Source organism: Streptomyces sp. NPDC048606 (assembly GCF_040650855.1).
In the GTDB taxonomy this organism is placed as follows: Bacteria; Actinomycetota; Actinomycetes; order Streptomycetales; family Streptomycetaceae; genus Streptomyces.
This window is the reverse complement of record NZ_JBEZIB010000001.1, coordinates 424,130-441,671: the sequence shown is the minus strand read 5'-3', so window position 1 is coordinate 441,671 and position 17,542 is coordinate 424,130. Positions and strand designations below refer to the sequence as shown.

Below are 17,542 nucleotides of genomic sequence, written 5' to 3'. Positions count from 1 at the left end.
GGCTAACCTTCCAACGATCGTGTGATGCGGTGGTCCCCCATGACCGGCTCGGCTCTCGACGTCCCGCGCCCCTGTGCACCCGCCCCGGCCGGCTCTCCGGCGGCGGACGCGTACGGGCGCCTGACGGCCGCCTACCCCGGTCTGCGGATCGTGGAGCGCGACGCGCACGAACCCCTCCCTCGCGGTGTGGGATGGGTCGGCGCGGACGAGCTCGCGGCCGGCGGGGAGGCGCTCGACGCCTTCCTCGCCTGGGACGAGGCGCAGGTCCTGCGGGACTACGGGCGCCGGGGTAGGCCCGACGTGGTGGCGGGCTTCGGCCTGCACCGCTACGCCTGGCCCGCCTGCCTGCTGTTCACGCTCCCGTGGTTCCTCTCGCGCAGGGTGCCCCGGCTGCCGGTGGAGGCCGTGGCCTTCCACCGGACCCGGGGGCTGCTGTCCGTGCGCGTGGAGGAGTTCGCGTGCCTGCCGGACGACCCGGCGGCGGGGCTGCCCGGCGCCGTCGTGGTGGCCGACGAGGAGGCGTTGCGGGAAGAGGTGCGGGCAGCGGTGTCCTGTCACCTCGAACCGCTGCTGAAAGGTTTCGGCCCGCGCCTGCGACGCGGCCGTCGCGCCCTGTGGTCCATGGCCACCGACGAGGTCGTCGAGGGGCTCTGGTACGTCGGCGGGCTGCTCGGCGAGGAGCGGCGCGCCCTGCGCGAGCTGGAACTGCTGCTGCCCGGCACGACCGCCCCGTACACGGGCGGCGCGCACTTCCGCACCCTGCGGGCCCCGGACGGGACGGAACACGTCACCCGGGACCGGGCCGGATGCTGCTTCTTCTACACGATCCGCCCGGAGGACACCTGCACGACCTGCCCACGCACCTGCGACGAGGAGCGGGTCGCCCGCCTGACGGCGGTGGCCGCCGCAGGCTGAAGCCACCCAAAGGCGTGAACCGGATTCGAACGCAACTCGACTCCACCGAGCGGTAGTTCGAGCCACAACACCCTATCCGACGGGCCCCGCCCCCCGAAGGCGTCCACTTGCCCCGAAACCCGCGTGCACCACGGACCTGCTGGGCCACTATGGCGCCCGGAAAGCCGCATACGCGAGGCAAGGGACAACCGCATGAGACTGACCGACATATCGCTGGACTGGCTGCTGCCCGGCAGCCTGCTGATCCTGGGCGTACTTGCGGCAGTGGCGGTGCTGGCCCGGGGCAGGCGGGAGGGCGAGAAGGCCGCGGCCGACGACAGCTGGGAACGCAGCGAGGAGCGCCGACGGCGCAAGGAGGCCGTCTACGGCACCGCCTCGTACGTCCTGCTGTTCTGCTGCGCGGCGGTCGCCGCCGCGCTCTCCTTCCACGGGCTGGTCGGCTTCGGCCGGCAGAACCTGAACCTCTCCGGGGGCTGGGAGTACCTGGTCCCCTTCGGTCTCGACGGCGCGGCCATGTTCTGCTCGGTGCTCGCCGTACGGGAGGCCAGCCACGGCGACGCCGCGCTCGGCTCTCGCCTGCTGGTCTGGCTGTTCGCGGGCGCGGCCGCCTGGTTCAACTGGGTGCACGCGCCCCGGGGCCTCGGTCACGACGGCGCCCCGCAGTTCTTCGCCGGGATGTCGCTCTCGGCGGCCGTGCTCTTCGACCGGGCCCTCAAGCAGACCCGCCGGGCGGCGCTGCGCGAACAGGGCCTGATCCCGCGGCCGTTGCCGCAGATCCGGATGGTCCGCTGGCTGCGGGCCCCCCGGGAGACCTTCGGCGCGTGGTCGCTCATGCTGCTGGAGGGGGTGCGGACCCTGGACGAGGCCGTGGACGAGGTCCGCGAGGACAAGAAGGAGCGGGAGCAGGACCGGCACCGCAGGCGGGAGCAACACCGCCTGGACCGGGCGCACATCAAGGCGCTGGGCCGGCAGAACAGGGCCTTCGGGCGGGCCCGCGCCCGCCAGGTCGACGTGCCCGGGTTGGCCCCGGGGTCGGGCTCCGCGCCGGTCGGCGCGGAGCCGGCCATATCGGAAGCGGGGCAGCTGCCACTACGCCGAAGGCCCTCACTCCAGGCCGTGAACGGAATTGAACCCGTCGATCCGCCCGGGCCCCGGACGGTGGACCTCACCGCCGAGGACGACACCCAGACGATCCCCCGACTCGACTCGCTGGAGCGCAAACTGAAGGATCTGGAACAGCAGTTCGGCTAGCCGCGGTGCGGCGACCGACGGACGGCGGGGGTGCCCCTGGGGCTCCCCCGCCGTCATGTGTGCGGGCCGCCGGCGTCGAGCTCGAACCACACGACCTTCCCGCGCCCGAGGGCGAGCGGATCGACCCCCCACGCGTCGGCCAGCGCCTCCACCAACAGCAGGCCCCGGCCGTGCGTACCGTCGTCGGCGGACGGTACGAAGGGCCGGACGCGCTGGGGGTTGAAGTCGCGGACCTCGACCCGTAGTCGGGCGGCCCGCACGCTCGCGGACACCTCCGCGCCGTGGTCGGTGTGGACGAGGGCGTTGGTGACGAGCTCCGTGACGAGCAGTTCGGCCACGTCGGCCGCCTCCGCCCGACACCGGTGCCGCATCAGCTCCCGCAGTTCCCGACGGACCTCTCCCACCGCCTTCAGGTCCGAGCGCCGGACGCTGCGTCTGACCTCCGACCCGACCGCCGCCGCGATCGGGGCCGGCTCGCCGCCCTCGATCGAGGGTTCCCTCGGCACCGGCACTCCCCGCTTCCACACCTTCCCGGTATTCGCCCCCACCCGCACGGCGATGCCCCTCCCACGTCACTCGTTCCTCGAACAGGTCTACGGAATGCATGCCCCCCGGGGAATTCCGCACTCCTGCGGGCTCGGGGTCGCTGCACGTCGCGCAGGTCGGATCGAGCCATGTCGAGCCGTGCCGATGATCCGCCCCGCCCCCGCGTCGAGCGCGATCTTCCCGGCCGAACATGCGAATCCGGTCACCGCGCCGACGCCGCCCTTCGGTGGAACCGACAGGGGCGCGGGGGCGGCCGGCGAGCCCGCCCGGGCCGGCGCCCGGTGCCGGAGGACCTCCCTCAAGGCCCCTGTGAGCTGCCGGGGCTCCCCACGCGGACCCCGTGGGCACCGGTCGCGGGGCCGCCGGCGGCGCGGTCGGGGTTCCGGCGGGTCGCCGCCCGGGAGGGGAGGCCGAAAATCGACAGGTCCCGCTCGGCCGCGACGGGCGAGGAATCGTTGAAAACGACCACTTTGACGGGCGGGCCGTACTGCACGAGGGGGAGGAAATCTCCCATCGGCACCGAGAATCCACCATCGCCCGACATCGACACCACTTGACGGACGTGCTCCGTGACGAAGGAGCCGTCGCCGCGACGCCGATGTTCGGGGAACGATAGCGCGCCACGACCGCCCCGCCCATGCGGGACGGACTTTCACCGGCCCCGCGGGGCCCTGCGGACTCACCCGAACGGAGCAATCCAACGCGCCACCCACATGGGTGAAGATCAGGCTGATGAGTGCACTGACCGAGCCCTCCGTGAAAGGGGAAACCACATGCGCATTCGACGAATATCCGCCGCCGTCATCGCCACGGCAGCCCTCGCCGGACTCGGCCTCACCGGCGCCGCCACCGCCCACGCCGCGACCGCCACCACCGTCACCGCCGCCGTCACCGAAAGCCTCACCCCGGGTGAGTGCGAGAAGGGCGGCGGAACGGTCGACTGGGCGACCAACACCTGTAAGGGCGGTTCGGGCGACGGGCAGATGGTCGACTGAACCTGACGGAGCGCCCCGCGGCCACGCGCCGCGGGGCGTTCCGGCATGCCGTGGGGGCTCCGGTACGCCGTGGAGCGGACGGGGTCGCCGAGTGCGTCGAGGATCCGCTCCGCCGCGTTCGGCTCGGCGCCGTCCGCCCGGTCACGCCTCCCAGATCGCGGCCGCCGTCCGGTCGTCGGCGTAGCCCTTGAGGCGGAGCTGGGTGTCCGCGAGGAAGGCCGCCAGGCCCGGCGGGTCGCCCTGGGACCAGCGGTCGGCCAGCTCGGCGGGGAGCAGTCCCTCCTCGCGCATCGGGTCGGCGAGACCGCCGGAGCACAGCAGGAGGGTGTCGCCGGGGCGGGCCACGGCCGCGCGGAAGCGGAAGCCCGCGCCGCCCTCGGTGTGGGTGACCGGGCCGGGCGGTTCGAGGTCCTGCCAGCGGCCGTCCCGGAGCCGGAAGACCCCGCCCGCGCCCGCGCCGAAGCACACCCGGTTGGGACAGCGGGGGTCCAGGGGCAGCAGGACCCCGCGCAGCCCCGCCGTGTAGGCCTCCTCGGCCAGTCCCAGTTCGGCCGCGTGGGCCCGCAGCCGACCGTAACCCCGGTCGGTGAGCCGCTGGAGCCCCGACAGCAGGGCCTCGCGCCGCCCGGCCCGTACGTCGTCGGTGAGCCGCTCGCGGCTGCGCCCGACGGCCGCCGCGACGGATCGACCCAGTTCGGCGGCGGCCTCCCGGGCGCCGGGGGCGGCCCGGTCCCCGCCGGCCAGGACGACCAGGACCAGGCCGTCGTCACCGCTGCCGAAGCGGGCCGTGAGCAGGAAGTCCCGACGGGCTTCGCCCCGGTAGCGGGCGGAGTCCCCGCGCAGGGAGGCGGCGCGCAGGGTGTAGGTGCCGTAGCGGGCCCCCTCCAGCACGGTGTCGGGGGTCAGGAAGTCGAGCGCGGCGGGGTCGGCCGCGGGCAGCGCTCCCGGTTCGGCGGCGTAGGTGGGGGCCCGGTCGCCGAGGAAGGCGGGCTCGGGACGGTCGACCGTCTCGAAGGGCGGGGGCGGGGGCGACGATGGGGCCGGCGGCGGGGCCGGGCGGGACGGGGGACGCGGCGCCGGCGGCGGTACGGGCTCAGGCTCCGCGGCCCGCGCGGGCGTCCCGGCCGGCGCCGCGGGTACGCCCCACCGCCACGCGGGCGGGTCGGCGGCGGGCCCGGGCGGGTCGGTGTCCGGGGCGTCGGCCGGGTCGGCGGCCGGCGCCGGGGGCACCGTCACGTCGCCCCGCGCGTACCCGGTCGCCCCCGACAGGCGCGGGTCCCGCCACGCGGGTGGCGGCGGGGCCGGCTCCGGGCCGGAACCGGCGCCGCGCTGCGCGGGCAGCGGCGGCGAAGGGGGCGCGGACGGGTGGGGAGGCGGTGCGGGGGCGGCGGCGGGCCCGGGCGGTACGGGGGCCGGCGCGGCGGGCGTCGGCGTGGACGCGGGAGGCGGGGCGGGAGGCGCCGCGGGTGCGGAACCTGCGGGGGCCGACGCGGGAAGCGGGCCCGGGCGTCCTGCCATCGGGGGGACGGGTGAAGGGGGTGCGGGCGGCGCCGTCGGCGCGGGGGGCGCCAGGGGCGCGGGAGCCTCGGGAGGCGCCGGGGGTGGGAGGGGCTCGGGGGCCGCCGAGCGCGCCGGGGGCTCGGGAGGGGTCGCCCGGCGCGCCGGCGCCCCGGGCGCCGCGTCGCCCGCGCGGGGTGCCGGAAGCACCGGCTCGGCGGGCGGGGGTGGGGGCGCGGTCGGGGTCGTGGTGGGGCCCGCCGCGGTCTGCGGAGGCGGCGGCGCCCCGGCCTGTCCGACGGACTCCCCCGGCCCGTCCGGGCCCGGTCCCGCCTGCGTCACCAGCCCGGACGCCGAACGGAACCGGTGGTCCAGCGTGTCCGCCGGATCGGGCTCGGGTGCCGCGTCCGGATCCTCGTAGAGCTTCTGCCACCAGTCCTGCGCGCCCCGCTGACTCATGCCCTCATTGTCGGCCTCCCCGGGCGGCGGAAAACCCCGAACGCGCGAAATGGGTCGACCCGGCCGCCGCCCGCCGGCCGCCCTCCCCATGTCCCGTACGGAGCAGCGGACTTCGTACGTCCGCACGACCGTCCGGGCGACCGTACGGCGGCCCCGGCGCAGTAGACGAGGGCGGACACATCGCCCTCCCCGGGCGAATTCCGGCCAACCGCGTTGCGGCACGGCGAAGTTGCCGCGCGGACGCCTCGCGACCGGCGGATGTCGGTACCGCGGCGGCCGTCACCTTGGCGGATCGGCGGTGGGTGCGGCGATGATGTCCGAGGCGGGATCGCGCCGTGGCCGCTTCCCGCCGGGATCGGCACGAGATGGGGGTGGACGGGTTGCTGGGGGCGATAGGCCTGGACGAGGGCCAGGAGTCGGCTTACCGCGCGCTGGTGGCACTGGGCGCGGCGGAGGTGCCGGACCTGGCGCACCGGCTGACGCTGCCGGTGCCGCAGACCGAACGGGCCCTGCGGCACCTGGAACGCCACGGCCTGGCCGCGCAGTCCTCGGCCCGCCCGGGCCGCTGGGTGGCCGCGCCGCCGGGGGTGGCGCTGGGCGCCCTGCTGACGCGGCAGCGGCACGAGTTGGAGCGTGCGGAGCTGGCGGCGGTGCTGCTGGCGGAGGCGTACCGGGCGGAGGCGAGCGAGCCGGCCGTGCACGATTTGGTGGAGGTGGTGACCGGGGCGAGCGCGGTGGCGCACCGTTTCCACCAGCTCCGGCTGGGCGCGACGCAGGAGGTGTGCGCGCTGGTGACCGGCCGGCCGGAGGCGGGGCCGGGCCCCGACGGCGGAGCCGAGGAACGGGCCCTCGTACGGGGCGTCTCCCACCGGGTCGTGCTCGAACGGGAGGCGCTCGCCCTGTCCGGGGGCATCCGGGAGGCCGGGGCCGCCCTGGCGCGCGGTGAGCGGATCCGGGTGACGGACCGGGTGCCGACGAAGCTGGTGATCGCCGACCGCTCGCCGGCGATGGTCCACCTCACCCCGCGCGGGGCGGAGCCGGCCGCGCTGGTCGTGCACGCGTCGGGGCTGTTGGAGGCGTTGCGGGGGCTGTTCGAGGCGGCGTGGCGGGAGGCGCTGCCGCTGCGGCTCGGGTCGACGGGCTGCGCCGAGGAGGGCGCCGGCGGCCCGGACGAGGTGGACCTGGAGATCCTCTCGCTGCTGCTGGCGGGGATGACGGACGCGAGCGTGGCCAAGCACCTGGAGCTGGGGCTGCGCACGGTACAGCGGCGGGTGAAGGGGCTGATGGAGCTGTCCGGGGTCACCACGCGGCTCCAGCTCGGCTGGCAGGCGTACCGGCGGGGCTGGGTGGCCCGATAGTCCCCGGTCGGTCACGCTGGGCAGATGGATCTGCCTCAGCTGCTCCTGGTGGGGCTGGTGCTGCTGCTCGGGGTGCTCGGGGTGCTGGTCCCGGGGGTGCCGGGAACCTGGCTGGTGTGGGCGGGCGTGCTGTGGTGGGCGATGGGCGAACGGTCGACGCCCGCGTGGGCGCTGCTCGTCGCCACGACGGTGTTGCTGCTGGTGGTGCAGGTGGTGAAGTGGCAGCTCCCGCCGCGCCGGCTGCGCGGGGTGGGCGTGAGCCGTCGGATGGCGGTGTACGCGGGCGCGGGCGCGCTCGTGGGCTTCGTGGCGCTGCCGGTGGTGGGCGCGGTGCCGGGTTTCGTGGGCGGCGTCTACCTGTGCGAACGCCGCCGGCTGGGCACGCACGGCGAGGCGTGGGCCTCGGTGCGGACGGTGATGCGGGCGGTGGGGACGAGCGTGCTGGTGGAGCTGTTCGCGTGCCTGATGGTGGCGGCCGCCTGGCTGGGCGCGGTCCTCGCGGGTTCCTGACCCCTCCGACGGCCCGACGGGCCCGGGCGGCGCCGGCCGCCGGGTCCGAGGGGCCCGCCGGCCGGGCCCGGCGGGCCGTGGCCGGGTCGGCCGGCGGGCCGACCCGGCTCCTGCGGGTCAGGCCCTGCCGTTGCGCTTCGCGGCGTAGTTGGCGCGGCCCTCCGCGGACTTCAGGCGCCAGTCCCGGCGGATCTCCGACCGCAGTCGGGCGTCCGTCTTCGCGACGATCCGCTGGTTCTCCCGCAGCAGCTTGCGGTAGCTCTCCAGCCGTCGCTCGGGCAGCGCCCCCGAGTCCAGCGCCTCCAGCACCGCGCAGCCCGGCTCCGCGACGTGCGCGCAGTCGTGGAAGCGGCACCGGGCGGCGTACTCCTCGATCTCCGAGAAGACCTGTCCGACGCCCGCCTCGGCGTCGAACAGGCCGACCCCGCGCAGCCCCGGGGTGTCGATGAGGACACCGCCCCCGGGCAGGGCCAGCAGGTTGCGGGTGGTCGTGGTGTGACGGCCCTTTCCGTCGACGTCACGGATCTCCTGGACCTCCATGACGTCCGCGCCGAGCAGCGCGTTCGCCAGGGTGGACTTTCCGGCGCCGGAGACGCCGAGCAGCACGCTCGTGCCGTCGGCGACGATCGCCGCCAGGACGTCCGTGCCCTCCCCGGTGTGGGAGGAGACGGTCAGCACCTGCACGCCCGGGGCCGTGGTCTCCACGTCCTGGACGAGGTAGGCCAGCGCGGTCGGGTCCGGTACGAGGTCGGCCTTGGTGAGGACGACGATCGGCTGCGCCCCCGACTCCCACGCGAGGGCGAGGAAGCGCTCGATCCGACCGAGGTCGAGTTCGGCGGCGAGGGAGACGGCGATCACCGCGTGGTCGACGTTGGCGGCGAGGATCTGGCCCTCGGAGCGCTGCGAGGAGGTGGAGCGCACGAAGGCGGTCCGGCGCGGCAGGTACGCCTTGACGTACCGGGGGTTGCCGCTCGCCTCGACGGCGGCCCAGTCGCCGGTGCAGATGACGCGCAGCGGGTCGTGCGGGGTGACGAAGGCGGTGTCGGCGCGGACGATGCCGTCCTCGGTCATGACGTCGCACTGGCCCCGGTCCACGCGCACGACCCGGCCCGGGAGGAGTCCCCGGTCGGCGTACGGCTCGAACTCGACGGCCCACGCGTCGTCCCAGCCGTAGGGGGCGAGGACGGAGCGGGAAGCGGAGGAGGAAGAGGAGGACGAGGGGAAGGAAGAGAGAGTCAAGGGGAACCCTTCACAGGGTGGCCCCGGCAGCGCGCGCCTCGGCGCGCGAAGAAGGTGTGAGGTCAGCCGGAGACCACGGGGGTGACATTGATGGGCTTCTGAGTGCGAACGGCACCCTGCTCGACAGCAGTCATCAATGAACTCACCTCCGGGTCGTACAACGGTCTGTGGTCACCCACCGATCGGCGGGAACGGGTTCACCGTAACAAGGCCCTTCGCCCCGGCGCCAATCCTTTTTCCGCAGGCGTTCCGCAGGCCTGCCGCGGGCCCTTCCGCCCGGGTTCGCGCCCGCCCCGATCCGGCGCCCCGGAAACGACCGGACGCCCGCCCCCGGGGGGGCGGGCGTCCGTGAGGGGCGGGCGAGCGGGGGCCGGTGTCGCCGGTGTCAGTGCTTGCGCAGCCGGGAGGTGTAGTCGTCCGGCGGCAGGAAGTTCGACCAGCGCTCGGGGAACTCCGACGGCATCCCCGCGTCCTCGTCGTCCTCCGACTCCCCCTCGGCCAGTGCCCGCCAGGCGGCGGCCCGCGCCACCAGCTGGGCGGCCTCCGCCTCGCGGACCCGTTCGTTCGCCTCGCGCGCCGCGGCCGTGGCCACCGAGGGCCACACCCGGTCGATGGCGGCGTTGACGGCGGCGCCGACGAGCACCGCGAAGGCCGAGATGCCGATCCACAGCAGGATCGCCACGGGCGCGGCCAGCGAGCCGTAGATCGTCGGCCCCTCCACCGTGTTGGTCAGGTAGATCCGCAGCAGGAACGAGCCCAGCACCCACATCGCCAGCGCCACCAGCGCGCCCGGGACGTCCTCGATCCACGGCGAACGAACCGGTACGGAGACGTGGTAGAGCGTGGTCAGGAAGGCGATGGAGAGCAGGGTGACGGTCGGCCAGTACAGCACCGCGATCACCTCGGTGCTCCACGGGACGAGCCGGACGACCACGTCCGGTCCGGCGACCATCAGCGGCAGCACCACCGCGCCGATGACCAGGGCGATCACGTACAGCAGGAAGGCGAGCAGCCGGGTCTTGACGATGCCCCGCTGGCCGTCGAGGCCGTACATGACGGTGATGGTGTCGATGAAGACGTTGACGGCCCGGGAGCCCGACCACAGTGCGAAGGCGAAGCCGAGGGAGATCAGGTCGGGTCTGCCGCGGCTGGTGACGTCGTCGAGCATCGGTTTGGCGATGTCGTTGACGCCCCGGTCGGACAGGATGGTGCCCACCGCGCGCAGGATGTTCTCCTCGATGCTGGCGACCGACTGGGTGTCGGTCCAGCCGTCCACGTAGCCGAGGAGGCCGAGCAGGCCGAGGAAGAGCGGGGGCAGGGAGAGCAGGGTGAAGAAGGCCGCCTCGGCCGCCAGCCCGAGGATGCGGTACTCGATGCAGGAGTTGACGGTGTCTTTGAGCAGCAGCCAGGCCATCTTCCGCTTGGAGACGTTGCGATAGAGGGCGCGGGCCCGATGGAGCCGTCCTGGGATCCGCTCGGGTGTTTCTTTTGCTGGCTGCACGTCCTTACGGTATCGGCATGGCAGCCACCACCCACACAGTCAGCAATCAGGTCCCGCCCCTGGTGGGCCACGAGGTCTACCTCGGCGACCGGGCCCTCACCGAGGGCGTCGAACGGCACCTGGCCGACGCGGCCCCCGAACTCCGTGACGAGGCAAGGGAGGAGCTGACCGCGCTGGGTCGGGCGGCGGGCTCGTCCCAGGCCCAGGAATGGGGTCGGCTGGCGAACGAGAACCCGCCGAAACTCCGTACGCACGACCGTTACGGGAACCGGATCGACGAGGTGGAGTTCCACCCGGCCTGGCACCGGCTGCTGGGGCACGCCGTGACGGCCGGGCTGACGGACGCCTGGGGGCGCCCCGCGGGGCACCTGCGGCGGGCGGCCGGCTTCTTCCTGTGGTCTCAGGCCGAGGCGGGGCACGGGTGCCCGGTCTCGATGACGCACGCGGCCGTCCCGGCGCTGCGGGCGGACCCCGAGCTGGCGGCGGTGTGGGAGCCGCGGCTGACCTCGCACGTGTACGAGGAGGGGCTGCTGCCGGCCGACCGGAAGGCCGGGGCGTTGTTCGGGATGGGGATGACCGAGAAGCAGGGCGGCAGCGACGTCCGGGCGAACACCACCCGGGCGGTGGCCCTGGACGCTCCCGGGGAGTACCTGCTGACGGGGCACAAGTGGTTCTGTTCGGCTCCGATGTCGGACGGTTTCCTGGTCCTGGCCCAGGCCTCCGCCGCCGGGCAGGACCGCCTGACGTGCTTCCTGGTGCCGCGGGTGCTGCCGGACGGTTCGCGCAACGCGTTCGCGATCCAGCGGCTCAAGGACAAGCTGGGCAACCGGTCGAACGCGTCGAGCGAGGTCGAGTTCGACGGGACCTGGGCGCGGCGGGTGGGCGAGGAGGGCCGGGGGGTGCGGACCATCATCGAGATGGTCGCGGCGACCCGGCTGGACTGCGTGATCGGTTCCGCCTCGCTGATGCGGCAGGCGCTGACGCAGGCCGTCCACCACGCGGAGCACCGCTCCGCTTTCGGAGCGCCGCTCATCGAGCAGCCGTTGATGCGCAACGTCCTCGCCGACCTCGCCCTGGAGTCGGAGGCGGCGACCGTCCTCACCCTGCGCCTCGCGGCCGCCTACGACGCCGGTACGGACCAGGAGCGGGCCTTCCTGCGCCTCGCGGTGCCCGCCGCGAAGTACTGGGTGACCAAGCGGTGTACGCCGATGGTGGCGGAGGCCCTGGAGTGCCTGGGCGGCAACGGCTACGTCGAGGAGTCGGGGCTGCCCCGGCTGCTGCGCGAGTCCCCGCTCAACTCGATCTGGGAGGGCTCCGGCAACGTCCAGGCCCTGGACGTGCTGCGCGCCCTGCAACGGGAGCCCATGGCCCTGAACGCGTTCCTGACGGAGGTGGGCCTGGCGCGGGGCGCCGATCACCGTCTGGACGCGGCGATCAAGAACCTGCTGACGGAGCTGGCCGACCTGGAGGGCATCGAGGCGCGGGCCCGTCGGGTGGTGGAGCGGATGGCCCTGGTGTTGCAGGGCTCGCTGCTGGTGAGGTGGGCGCCGCCGGAGGTGGCGGACGCGTTCTGCGCCTCCCGGCTCGGCGGGGACTGGGGCGCGGCCTTCGGTACCCTGCCGCACGGTCTCGACCTGCGCGCGGTGGTGTCACGGGCACGGATCTCGGGCTGATCGGGTCCGATGGAGCGTGGCGGTCCCCAAACCGCCGCGGTCCTCTCCCCGTCGTGGTCCCCAAACCACTCAGCACCGGGATCCGGGCCCGGTGAGGACAGATCGGGGGTGGCGCCGCGCCGACTCGGCACCACCCCTGATCCGAGAAGCCCCGAGGAAGGAGCTGTCACGCCGCTCTGCGGCGTGCCGATAGTTTCGGTCGGGCGACCGGAGGTTGGCGAGAGTTGCATACCGTTGCAACCCTTCAGACCTTCGGCTCGGCTCGGAGGACCGCCGACGGCGGGTGCCACCCGCACATGCCCCGGGTACGGGCGGGTACGGGGCGGCCCGGCGGCTTCCGCAGTACGTCCTGTTCAGCACGGGGAGGTTCCGGTGGCCAACACCGCAGGCAACGCGGTCGACGTGGCGCGCATCACGGCCATGGACGCGCGGGAGGCGGCGCGTCTGCTCAAGGGGGTGCGGGCGGCCGCACTGGCCGGGGATCGCCCCCCGGCGACGCCGCGGCCGGAGATCGCCGAGTCCTGGCGGCGGATGCTGGCCGGCGGGGTCCACCCGGACCGCGACGCCCGCTCGCGCCTGCTGTCGGCCTCCGAGACCGAGGAGCGCCGGCAGGTGTCGCCGCTGCGGGAGATCCTCCCGGTGCTGCGCGAGGGGCTGCTGCCCGCGCTGGACGAGGCCCTGCACATCATGGTCGTCGCCGACGCCGACGGGCGGCTGCTGTGGCGGGAGGGGCACGCCGCGATCCTGCGCAAGGCGGACCGGCTGGGTTTCGCGGTGGGGGCCGACTGGGACGAGGCCGTGGTGGGCACCAACGGGGTGGGGACGGCCCTGGTGGCCCGGCGGCCGGTGCAGGTGTTCTCGGCGGAGCACTTCGTCTCCAGCCACCACGACTGGACCTGTGCGGGCGCCCCCGTACGCGACCCCCGTGACGGGCAGCTGCTCGGCGTGGTCGACGTCAGCGGGCCGCTGGCCACCATGCACCCGGCGACCCTGGCCTGGGTGACCTCCGTGGCCCGGCTGGCCGAGCGGGAGCTGCGGCTGCGGCACCTGGAGTCGCTGGAGCGGCTGCGGGCGGTGGCGGCGCCGCTGCTGGCACGGCTGCCCGGGCGGGCCGTGGCGGTGGACCCGCACGGCTGGACGGCGGCCGTGACGGGGCTGGCCCCCTCCGACCGGATCCCGCTGCCGAAGGGGCTCGCGCCGGGCCGGCTGTGGATCCCGCAGCTGGGCGACTGCGTGGCGGAGCCGCTGCCCGGCGGGTGGCTGCTGCGGCTGGAGGAGTCGCCCGCCGCCGCGCCGGCGGTCAGCCGCGTGGTCCTGGACCTCAGCCGGCCCAGATCCTGGTCGGCGACGGTGTACGGGGCCGCCGGCAGCTGGTCGCAGGAGCTGAGCCCGCGCCACGCGGAGCTGCTGTTCCTGCTGGCGGAGTCCCCGCGCGGGCGTTCGGCCGCCGAGCTCGCGGCGGAGCTGTTCGGCGACCCGACCCGGACGGTGACGGTGCGCGCGGAGCTGTCGCGCGTACGCCGGCACCTGGCGGGGGTCCTGACCCACCGGCCGTACCGCTTCGCGGAGGACGTGGAGGTGGAGCTGATCCGCCCGCGCGACCCCGCACGGCTGCTGCCGCACTCCACGGCCCCGGCGGTGGTCCGGGCCCGCCTGGGCCGTTCGGGACAGGGCGTGATTCCCTGAACGGCATGAGCACCATCACTCTCACCACGTGGTCCCTGGAGATGAACTCCCCCGAGGACCTGGTCGCGGCGACCGTCCCGGGCCCGGAGGTCCGCATCGAGCGGGCGGAAGTGCCCTCGCCGGAGTTCAGCCGGTTCCTGTACGCCTCGGTGGGCGGGGACATCCACTGGACGGACCGGCTGTCGCTGACCCGGGCGCAGTGGGTGGAGTACCTGGCCCGGCCGGGAGTGGAGACCTGGGTCGCGTACGACCGGGGGACGCCGGCCGGCTACATCGAACTCGATCCGCAGGCCGACGGCGTGGTGGAGATCATGTACTTCGGGCTGCTGCCGGACTTCCGGGGGCGCCGCATCGGCGGGCACCTGCTGACGTTCGGCACGGCCCGCGCGTGGGACCTGGCCTCCCGCTGGCCGGACCGCGAGCCGACGCGCCGGGTGTGGGTCCACACGTGCAGCGAGGACGGCCCGACGGCGATGGACAACTACCGGCGGCGCGGCTTCCGGGTCTTCCGGACGGAGACCGAGGAGAAGGTGCCGACGCCGACCCCGGGCCCCTGGCCCGGCGCCTGACCCTGGCCCCGCCCGGCACGCCCGACACGCCCACCCCCTCCGCAACCTCCCTCGCCCTCGCCCCCTCCGCCCCCTCCGCCCCCGGCGTCCGCATGGTGGACACACGTCTCCCTGCGGGGGCGGGCCGCGGGGGCGGAGGGACGACGGCGACCCCGGCAGGCCCGCGACCACCCGGCCCGCCCGATCCGCGGACGCGGCCGACCCGGCCCCGCACCCCCGCCCGCACCCCGCCCCGCACCCCCGCTCCCGACGCTTCCGGGGGCCGTATCCGGCCGGGGCGACGGGGTAGCGTAGAGAACCGGCCAGAAGCGGAGGGGTCCCCTCCAGGCGGCCCCACACGTGACTCCGATCACGCGATCCCGAGATTCGAGACGACTTAGTCCGAATAGTGGACAGTAGTGGACTCCTCCAATCGGCCCATGCCACGCTTCCGCCATGAATGGAGCCGGAATCGCCTTGGTGAGTCGACGTCACGTCGACCTCGGCCGCGTATCCAGCGCCATCTGTCCGGCACGCTGACGGAACCAGCCACCGCCGCACGTCGCCGCCGTCCCCGCCGCAGCGGACGCGTCGAACCCTCGCAAGCCCCCTCAAGGCCGAACACGCCCTGACACGCCGGCAAACCCGGTCAAAGGGTGACATTCGGCCGCACCCTGCTCAGAGGCGCCAGTGTTATCGGGGGCACGCCGCCGCCCCCTGCCCCCTGCTTAGAGCCGCTGAAGAAGGACGTACCCGCCATGGCCGCCACCCCTGAAACGCCCGCAGCCGCCCCCGCAGCCGCAGCGCGCCGCAAGACCGGCCGTCACCGCGGCGAGGGTCAGTGGGCCGTCGGACACCACACGCCCCTCAACGGCAACGAGCAGTTCAAGAAGGACGACGACGGTCTCAACGTGCGGACACGCATCGAGACGATCTACTCCAAGACCGGCTTCGACTCGATCGACCCCAACGACCTGCGCGGCCGCATGCGCTGGTGGGGCCTGTACACCCAGCGCAAGCCCGGGATCGACGGCGGCAAGACCGCGATCCTGGAGCCGGAGGAGCTGGACGACAAGTACTTCATGCTGCGCGTCCGCATCGACGGCGGCCGGCTGACCACCGAGCAGCTGCGCGTCATCGGCGAGATCTCCGAGGAGTTCGCGCGCGGCACCGCCGACCTCACCGACCGCCAGAACGTGCAGTACCACTGGATCCGGATCGAGGACGTCCCCGAGATCTGGCGCCGCCTGGAGGCCGTCGGGCTGTCCACGACCGAGGCCTGCGGTGACACCCCCCGCGTCATCCTCGGCTCGCCCGTCGCCGGCATCGCCCAGGACGAGATCATCGACGGCACCCCCGCCATCGACGAGATCTACCGCCGCATCGTCGGCAACAAGGACTTCTCCAACCTGCCCCGCAAGTTCAAGTCCGCGATCTCCGGCTCGCCGCTGCTCGACGTGGCGCACGAGATCAACGACATCGCCTTCGTCGGCGTGAACCACCCCGAGCACGGCCCCGGCTTCGACGTCTGGGTCGGCGGCGGCCTCTCCACCAACCCCAAGCTGGGCGTGCGCCTGGGCACCTGGGTCTCGCTCGACGAGGTGCCCGACGTCTACGAGGGCGTCATCTCGATCTTCCGCGACTACGGCTACCGGCGCCTGCGCAACCGCGCCCGCCTGAAGTTCCTCGTCGCCGACTGGGGCCCGGCCAAGTTCCGCCAGGTCCTGGAGGACGAGTACCTGAAGCGCCCGCTGACCGACGGCCCCGCGCCGGAGCAGCCCAGCGGACAGTGGCGCGACCACGTCGGCGTCCACCCGCAGCAGGACGGCCGCTTCTACGTCGGCTTCGCGCCCCGCGTCGGCCGCGTGGACGGCGCCACCCTCGTCAAGATCGCCGACGTGGCCGCGCGGCACGGCTCCGGCCGACTGCGCACCACCGCCGAGCAGAAGATGATCGTGCTCGACATCGAGGCCGACCGCGTCGACTCCGTCGTCGAGGCCCTGGAGGCGCTGGACCTGCGGGTCAAGCCGTCCCCGTTCCGCCGCGGCACGATGGCCTGCACCGGCATCGAGTTCTGCAAGCTGGCCATCGTCGAGACCAAGGCGCGCGGCGCCTCGCTGATCGACGAGCTGGAGCGCCGCCTGCCGGACTTCGCCGAGCCGATCACCATCAACATCAACGGCTGCCCGAACGCCTGCGCCCGTATCCAGGTCGCGGACATCGGTCTCAAGGGCCAGCTGGTCCTGGACGAGAACGGCGAGCAGGTGGAGGGCTACCAGGTCCACCTGGGCGGCGCGCTCGGCCTGGAGGCCGGTTTCGGCCGCAAGGTCCGCGGCCTGAAGGTCACCTCGGCCGGACTGCCCGACTACGTCGAGCGGGTCGTCACGCGCTTCGAGGAGCAGCGTGAAGAGGGCGAACGCTTCGCGACCTGGGTCGCGCGCGCCGACGACAAGAGCCTGTCGTGAGCGAGCGCGCCGCACCGTTCCACTGCCCGTACTGCGGCGACGAGGACCTGTTTCCGAACGAAACCGGCCACGGCGCCTGGGAATGCAGGGCCTGCAACCGAGCCTTCCAGCTCAAGTACCTCGGGCTGCTGGCCCGGGGTGTCCGGTCCGACACCGCTGGAGGGGAAGAGATATGACCACCGATCAGGACGTGCGTCTCGAAAACGGCGCCTCCCTCAGGGAACTGGCCGAGCAGGCGGGCCGTGACCTGGAGGACGCCTCCGCCCTGGACATCCTCACCTGGGCGGCGAAGACCTTCGGCCCGCAGTTCTGCGTCACCTCCTCCATGGAGGACGCGGTGGTGGCCCACCTCGCCTCCCGCGCCTTCCCCGGCGTGGACGTGGTGTTCCTGGACACCGGCTACCACTTCGAGGAGACCATCGGCACCCGGGACGCGGTGGACGCGGTGATGGACGTCAACGTCATCACCCTGACCCCGCGACAGACGGTCGCCGAGCAGGACGCCGAGTACGGCCCGAAGCTGCACGACCGCGACCCCGACCTGTGCTGCGCCCTGCGCAAGGTCAAGCCCCTGGAAGAGGGCCTGACCGCGTACCGGGCGTGGGCGACGGGCCTGCGCCGCGACGAGTCCCCCACCCGGGCGAACACCCCGGTCGTCGGCTGGGACGAGAAGCGCCGCAAGGTGAAGGTCTCCCCGATCGCCCGCTGGACGCAGGACGACGTGGACGCGTACGTCGCCGAGCACGGCGTGCTCACCAACCCGCTGCTGATGGACGGCTACGCCTCCGTCGGATGCGCCCCCTGCACCCGCCGCGTGGCGGAGGGCGAGGACGCGCGGGCCGGCCGGTGGGCCGGGCGCGGCAAGACCGAGTGCGGACTGCACGGCTGATGAATCGACC

17 protein-coding genes are annotated in these 17,542 nt (G+C 74.1%); 12 read left to right on the top strand and 5 right to left on the bottom strand.

Going from position 1 to position 17,542, the window contains the following annotated elements:
- The first annotated feature begins 24 nt into the window (after nucleotides 1–24).
- Both AB0D01_RS01795 and AB0D01_RS01790 read left to right on the top strand, forming a co-directional pair.
- The gene (locus AB0D01_RS01795) at nucleotides 25–915 is read left to right on the top strand and encodes a (2Fe-2S)-binding protein (RefSeq protein ID WP_363052981.1); all 891 of its coding nucleotides are present in this window, start codon (nucleotides 25–27) and stop codon (nucleotides 913–915) included.
- A 192-nt stretch (nucleotides 916–1,107) separates the two neighbouring features.
- Nucleotides 1,108–2,166, top strand: coding sequence for a DUF2637 domain-containing protein (locus AB0D01_RS01790; protein ID WP_363052980.1), 1,059 nt, complete (start codon nucleotides 1,108–1,110; stop codon nucleotides 2,164–2,166).
- 53 nt (nucleotides 2,167–2,219) lie between these two features.
- On the opposite strand, the gene AB0D01_RS01785 is transcribed toward AB0D01_RS01790, so the two are convergent.
- Nucleotides 2,220–2,672, bottom strand: coding sequence for an ATP-binding protein (locus AB0D01_RS01785; RefSeq protein ID WP_363052979.1), 453 nt, complete (start codon nucleotides 2,670–2,672; stop codon nucleotides 2,220–2,222).
- 338 nt (nucleotides 2,673–3,010) lie between these two features.
- On the bottom strand, nucleotides 3,011–3,262 hold the full coding sequence (locus AB0D01_RS01780; protein WP_363053050.1) for a thiamine pyrophosphate-dependent enzyme: 252 nt from the start codon (nucleotides 3,260–3,262) through the stop codon (nucleotides 3,011–3,013).
- A gap of 223 nt (nucleotides 3,263–3,485) precedes the next feature.
- On the opposite strand from AB0D01_RS01780, the gene AB0D01_RS01775 reads away from it, so the two are divergent.
- The gene (locus tag AB0D01_RS01775) at nucleotides 3,486–3,707 is read left to right on the top strand and encodes a hypothetical protein (protein ID WP_363052978.1); all 222 of its coding nucleotides are present in this window, start codon (nucleotides 3,486–3,488) and stop codon (nucleotides 3,705–3,707) included.
- Between the two features lie 141 nt (nucleotides 3,708–3,848).
- Here AB0D01_RS01775 and AB0D01_RS01770 read toward each other — a convergent pair whose 3' ends face one another.
- Nucleotides 3,849–4,943 (bottom strand): protein phosphatase 2C domain-containing protein, encoded by a 1,095-nt coding sequence (locus tag AB0D01_RS01770; RefSeq protein WP_363052977.1) that lies wholly within the window; start codon nucleotides 4,941–4,943, stop codon nucleotides 3,849–3,851.
- A 1,100-nt stretch (nucleotides 4,944–6,043) separates the two neighbouring features.
- Here AB0D01_RS01770 and AB0D01_RS01765 point away from each other — a divergent pair.
- Nucleotides 6,044–7,021 carry a helix-turn-helix domain-containing protein gene (locus AB0D01_RS01765; protein ID WP_363053049.1) on the top strand — a complete coding sequence of 326 codons (978 nt, stop codon included), beginning with the start codon at nucleotides 6,044–6,046 and terminating at the stop codon, nucleotides 7,019–7,021.
- A 24-nt stretch (nucleotides 7,022–7,045) separates the two neighbouring features.
- Nucleotides 7,046–7,531: a DUF456 domain-containing protein gene (locus AB0D01_RS01760; protein WP_363052976.1), complete on the top strand. Its 486-nt coding sequence runs from the start codon at nucleotides 7,046–7,048 to the stop codon at nucleotides 7,529–7,531.
- A 117-nt stretch (nucleotides 7,532–7,648) separates the two neighbouring features.
- Here the strand turns inward: AB0D01_RS01760 and rsgA are convergent, their stop codons facing one another.
- Both rsgA and AB0D01_RS01750 read right to left on the bottom strand, forming a co-directional pair.
- Nucleotides 7,649–8,770 carry a ribosome small subunit-dependent GTPase A gene (rsgA, locus tag AB0D01_RS01755; RefSeq protein ID WP_363052975.1) on the bottom strand — a complete coding sequence of 374 codons (1,122 nt, stop codon included), beginning with the start codon at nucleotides 8,768–8,770 and terminating at the stop codon, nucleotides 7,649–7,651.
- 385 nt (nucleotides 8,771–9,155) lie between these two features.
- Nucleotides 9,156–10,271, bottom strand: a complete 1,116-nt coding sequence (locus AB0D01_RS01750; protein ID WP_363052974.1) for a YihY/virulence factor BrkB family protein — start codon at nucleotides 10,269–10,271, stop codon at nucleotides 9,156–9,158.
- Nucleotides 10,272–10,288: 17 nt separating this feature from the next.
- Here AB0D01_RS01750 and AB0D01_RS01745 point away from each other — a divergent pair, with 17 nt between their 5' ends.
- The 7 genes from AB0D01_RS01745 (at nucleotide 10,289) to AB0D01_RS01715 (ending at nucleotide 17,532) form a co-directional block, all read left to right on the top strand.
- A complete protein-coding gene (locus AB0D01_RS01745; protein ID WP_363052973.1) occupies nucleotides 10,289–11,944 on the top strand; it encodes an acyl-CoA dehydrogenase family protein in 1,656 nt (551 codons plus the stop codon).
- Between the two features lie 420 nt (nucleotides 11,945–12,364).
- The gene (locus AB0D01_RS01740) at nucleotides 12,365–13,630 is read left to right on the top strand and encodes a GAF domain-containing protein (RefSeq protein ID WP_363053048.1); all 1,266 of its coding nucleotides are present in this window, start codon (nucleotides 12,365–12,367) and stop codon (nucleotides 13,628–13,630) included.
- A 5-nt stretch (nucleotides 13,631–13,635) separates the two neighbouring features.
- On the top strand, nucleotides 13,636–14,199 hold the full coding sequence (locus tag AB0D01_RS01735) for a GNAT family N-acetyltransferase (protein WP_363052972.1): 564 nt from the start codon (nucleotides 13,636–13,638) through the stop codon (nucleotides 14,197–14,199).
- Nucleotides 14,200–14,634: 435 nt separating this feature from the next.
- Nucleotides 14,635–14,718 (top strand): putative leader peptide, encoded by an 84-nt coding sequence (locus AB0D01_RS01730; RefSeq protein ID WP_363053047.1) that lies wholly within the window; start codon nucleotides 14,635–14,637, stop codon nucleotides 14,716–14,718.
- 218 nt (nucleotides 14,719–14,936) lie between these two features.
- Nucleotides 14,937–16,643: a nitrite/sulfite reductase gene (locus tag AB0D01_RS01725; RefSeq protein ID WP_363052971.1), complete on the top strand. Its 1,707-nt coding sequence runs from the start codon at nucleotides 14,937–14,939 to the stop codon at nucleotides 16,641–16,643.
- Nucleotides 16,640–16,819 carry a hypothetical protein gene (locus AB0D01_RS01720; protein ID WP_054227894.1) on the top strand — a complete coding sequence of 60 codons (180 nt, stop codon included), beginning with the start codon at nucleotides 16,640–16,642 and terminating at the stop codon, nucleotides 16,817–16,819. Before AB0D01_RS01725 ends, AB0D01_RS01720 begins: the two co-directional genes overlap by 4 nt.
- Nucleotides 16,816–17,532 (top strand): phosphoadenylyl-sulfate reductase, encoded by a 717-nt coding sequence (locus AB0D01_RS01715; protein WP_363052970.1) that lies wholly within the window; start codon nucleotides 16,816–16,818, stop codon nucleotides 17,530–17,532. Before AB0D01_RS01720 ends, AB0D01_RS01715 begins: the two co-directional genes overlap by 4 nt.
- Nucleotides 17,533–17,542 lie beyond the last annotated feature (10 nt).

Excerpts from the sequence above, each read along its gene's own strand:
- AB0D01_RS01795 (WP_363052981.1), top strand. The coding sequence starts at position 25 with ATGCGGTGGTCCCCCATGACCGGCTCGGCTCTCGACGTCCCGCGCCCC.
- AB0D01_RS01790 (WP_363052980.1), top strand. The coding sequence starts at position 1,108 with ATGAGACTGACCGACATATCGCTGGACTGGCTGCTGCCCGGCAGCCTG.
- AB0D01_RS01775 (WP_363052978.1), top strand. The coding sequence starts at position 3,486 with ATGCGCATTCGACGAATATCCGCCGCCGTCATCGCCACGGCAGCCCTC.
- AB0D01_RS01760 (WP_363052976.1), top strand. The coding sequence starts at position 7,046 with ATGGATCTGCCTCAGCTGCTCCTGGTGGGGCTGGTGCTGCTGCTCGGG.
- AB0D01_RS01745 (WP_363052973.1), top strand. The coding sequence starts at position 10,289 with ATGGCAGCCACCACCCACACAGTCAGCAATCAGGTCCCGCCCCTGGTG.
- AB0D01_RS01740 (WP_363053048.1), top strand. The coding sequence starts at position 12,365 with ATGGACGCGCGGGAGGCGGCGCGTCTGCTCAAGGGGGTGCGGGCGGCC.
- AB0D01_RS01735 (WP_363052972.1), top strand. The coding sequence starts at position 13,636 with ATGAGCACCATCACTCTCACCACGTGGTCCCTGGAGATGAACTCCCCC.
- AB0D01_RS01730 (WP_363053047.1), top strand. The coding sequence starts at position 14,635 with ATGAATGGAGCCGGAATCGCCTTGGTGAGTCGACGTCACGTCGACCTC.
- AB0D01_RS01725 (WP_363052971.1), top strand. The coding sequence starts at position 14,937 with ATGGCCGCCACCCCTGAAACGCCCGCAGCCGCCCCCGCAGCCGCAGCG.
- AB0D01_RS01715 (WP_363052970.1), top strand. The coding sequence starts at position 16,816 with ATGACCACCGATCAGGACGTGCGTCTCGAAAACGGCGCCTCCCTCAGG.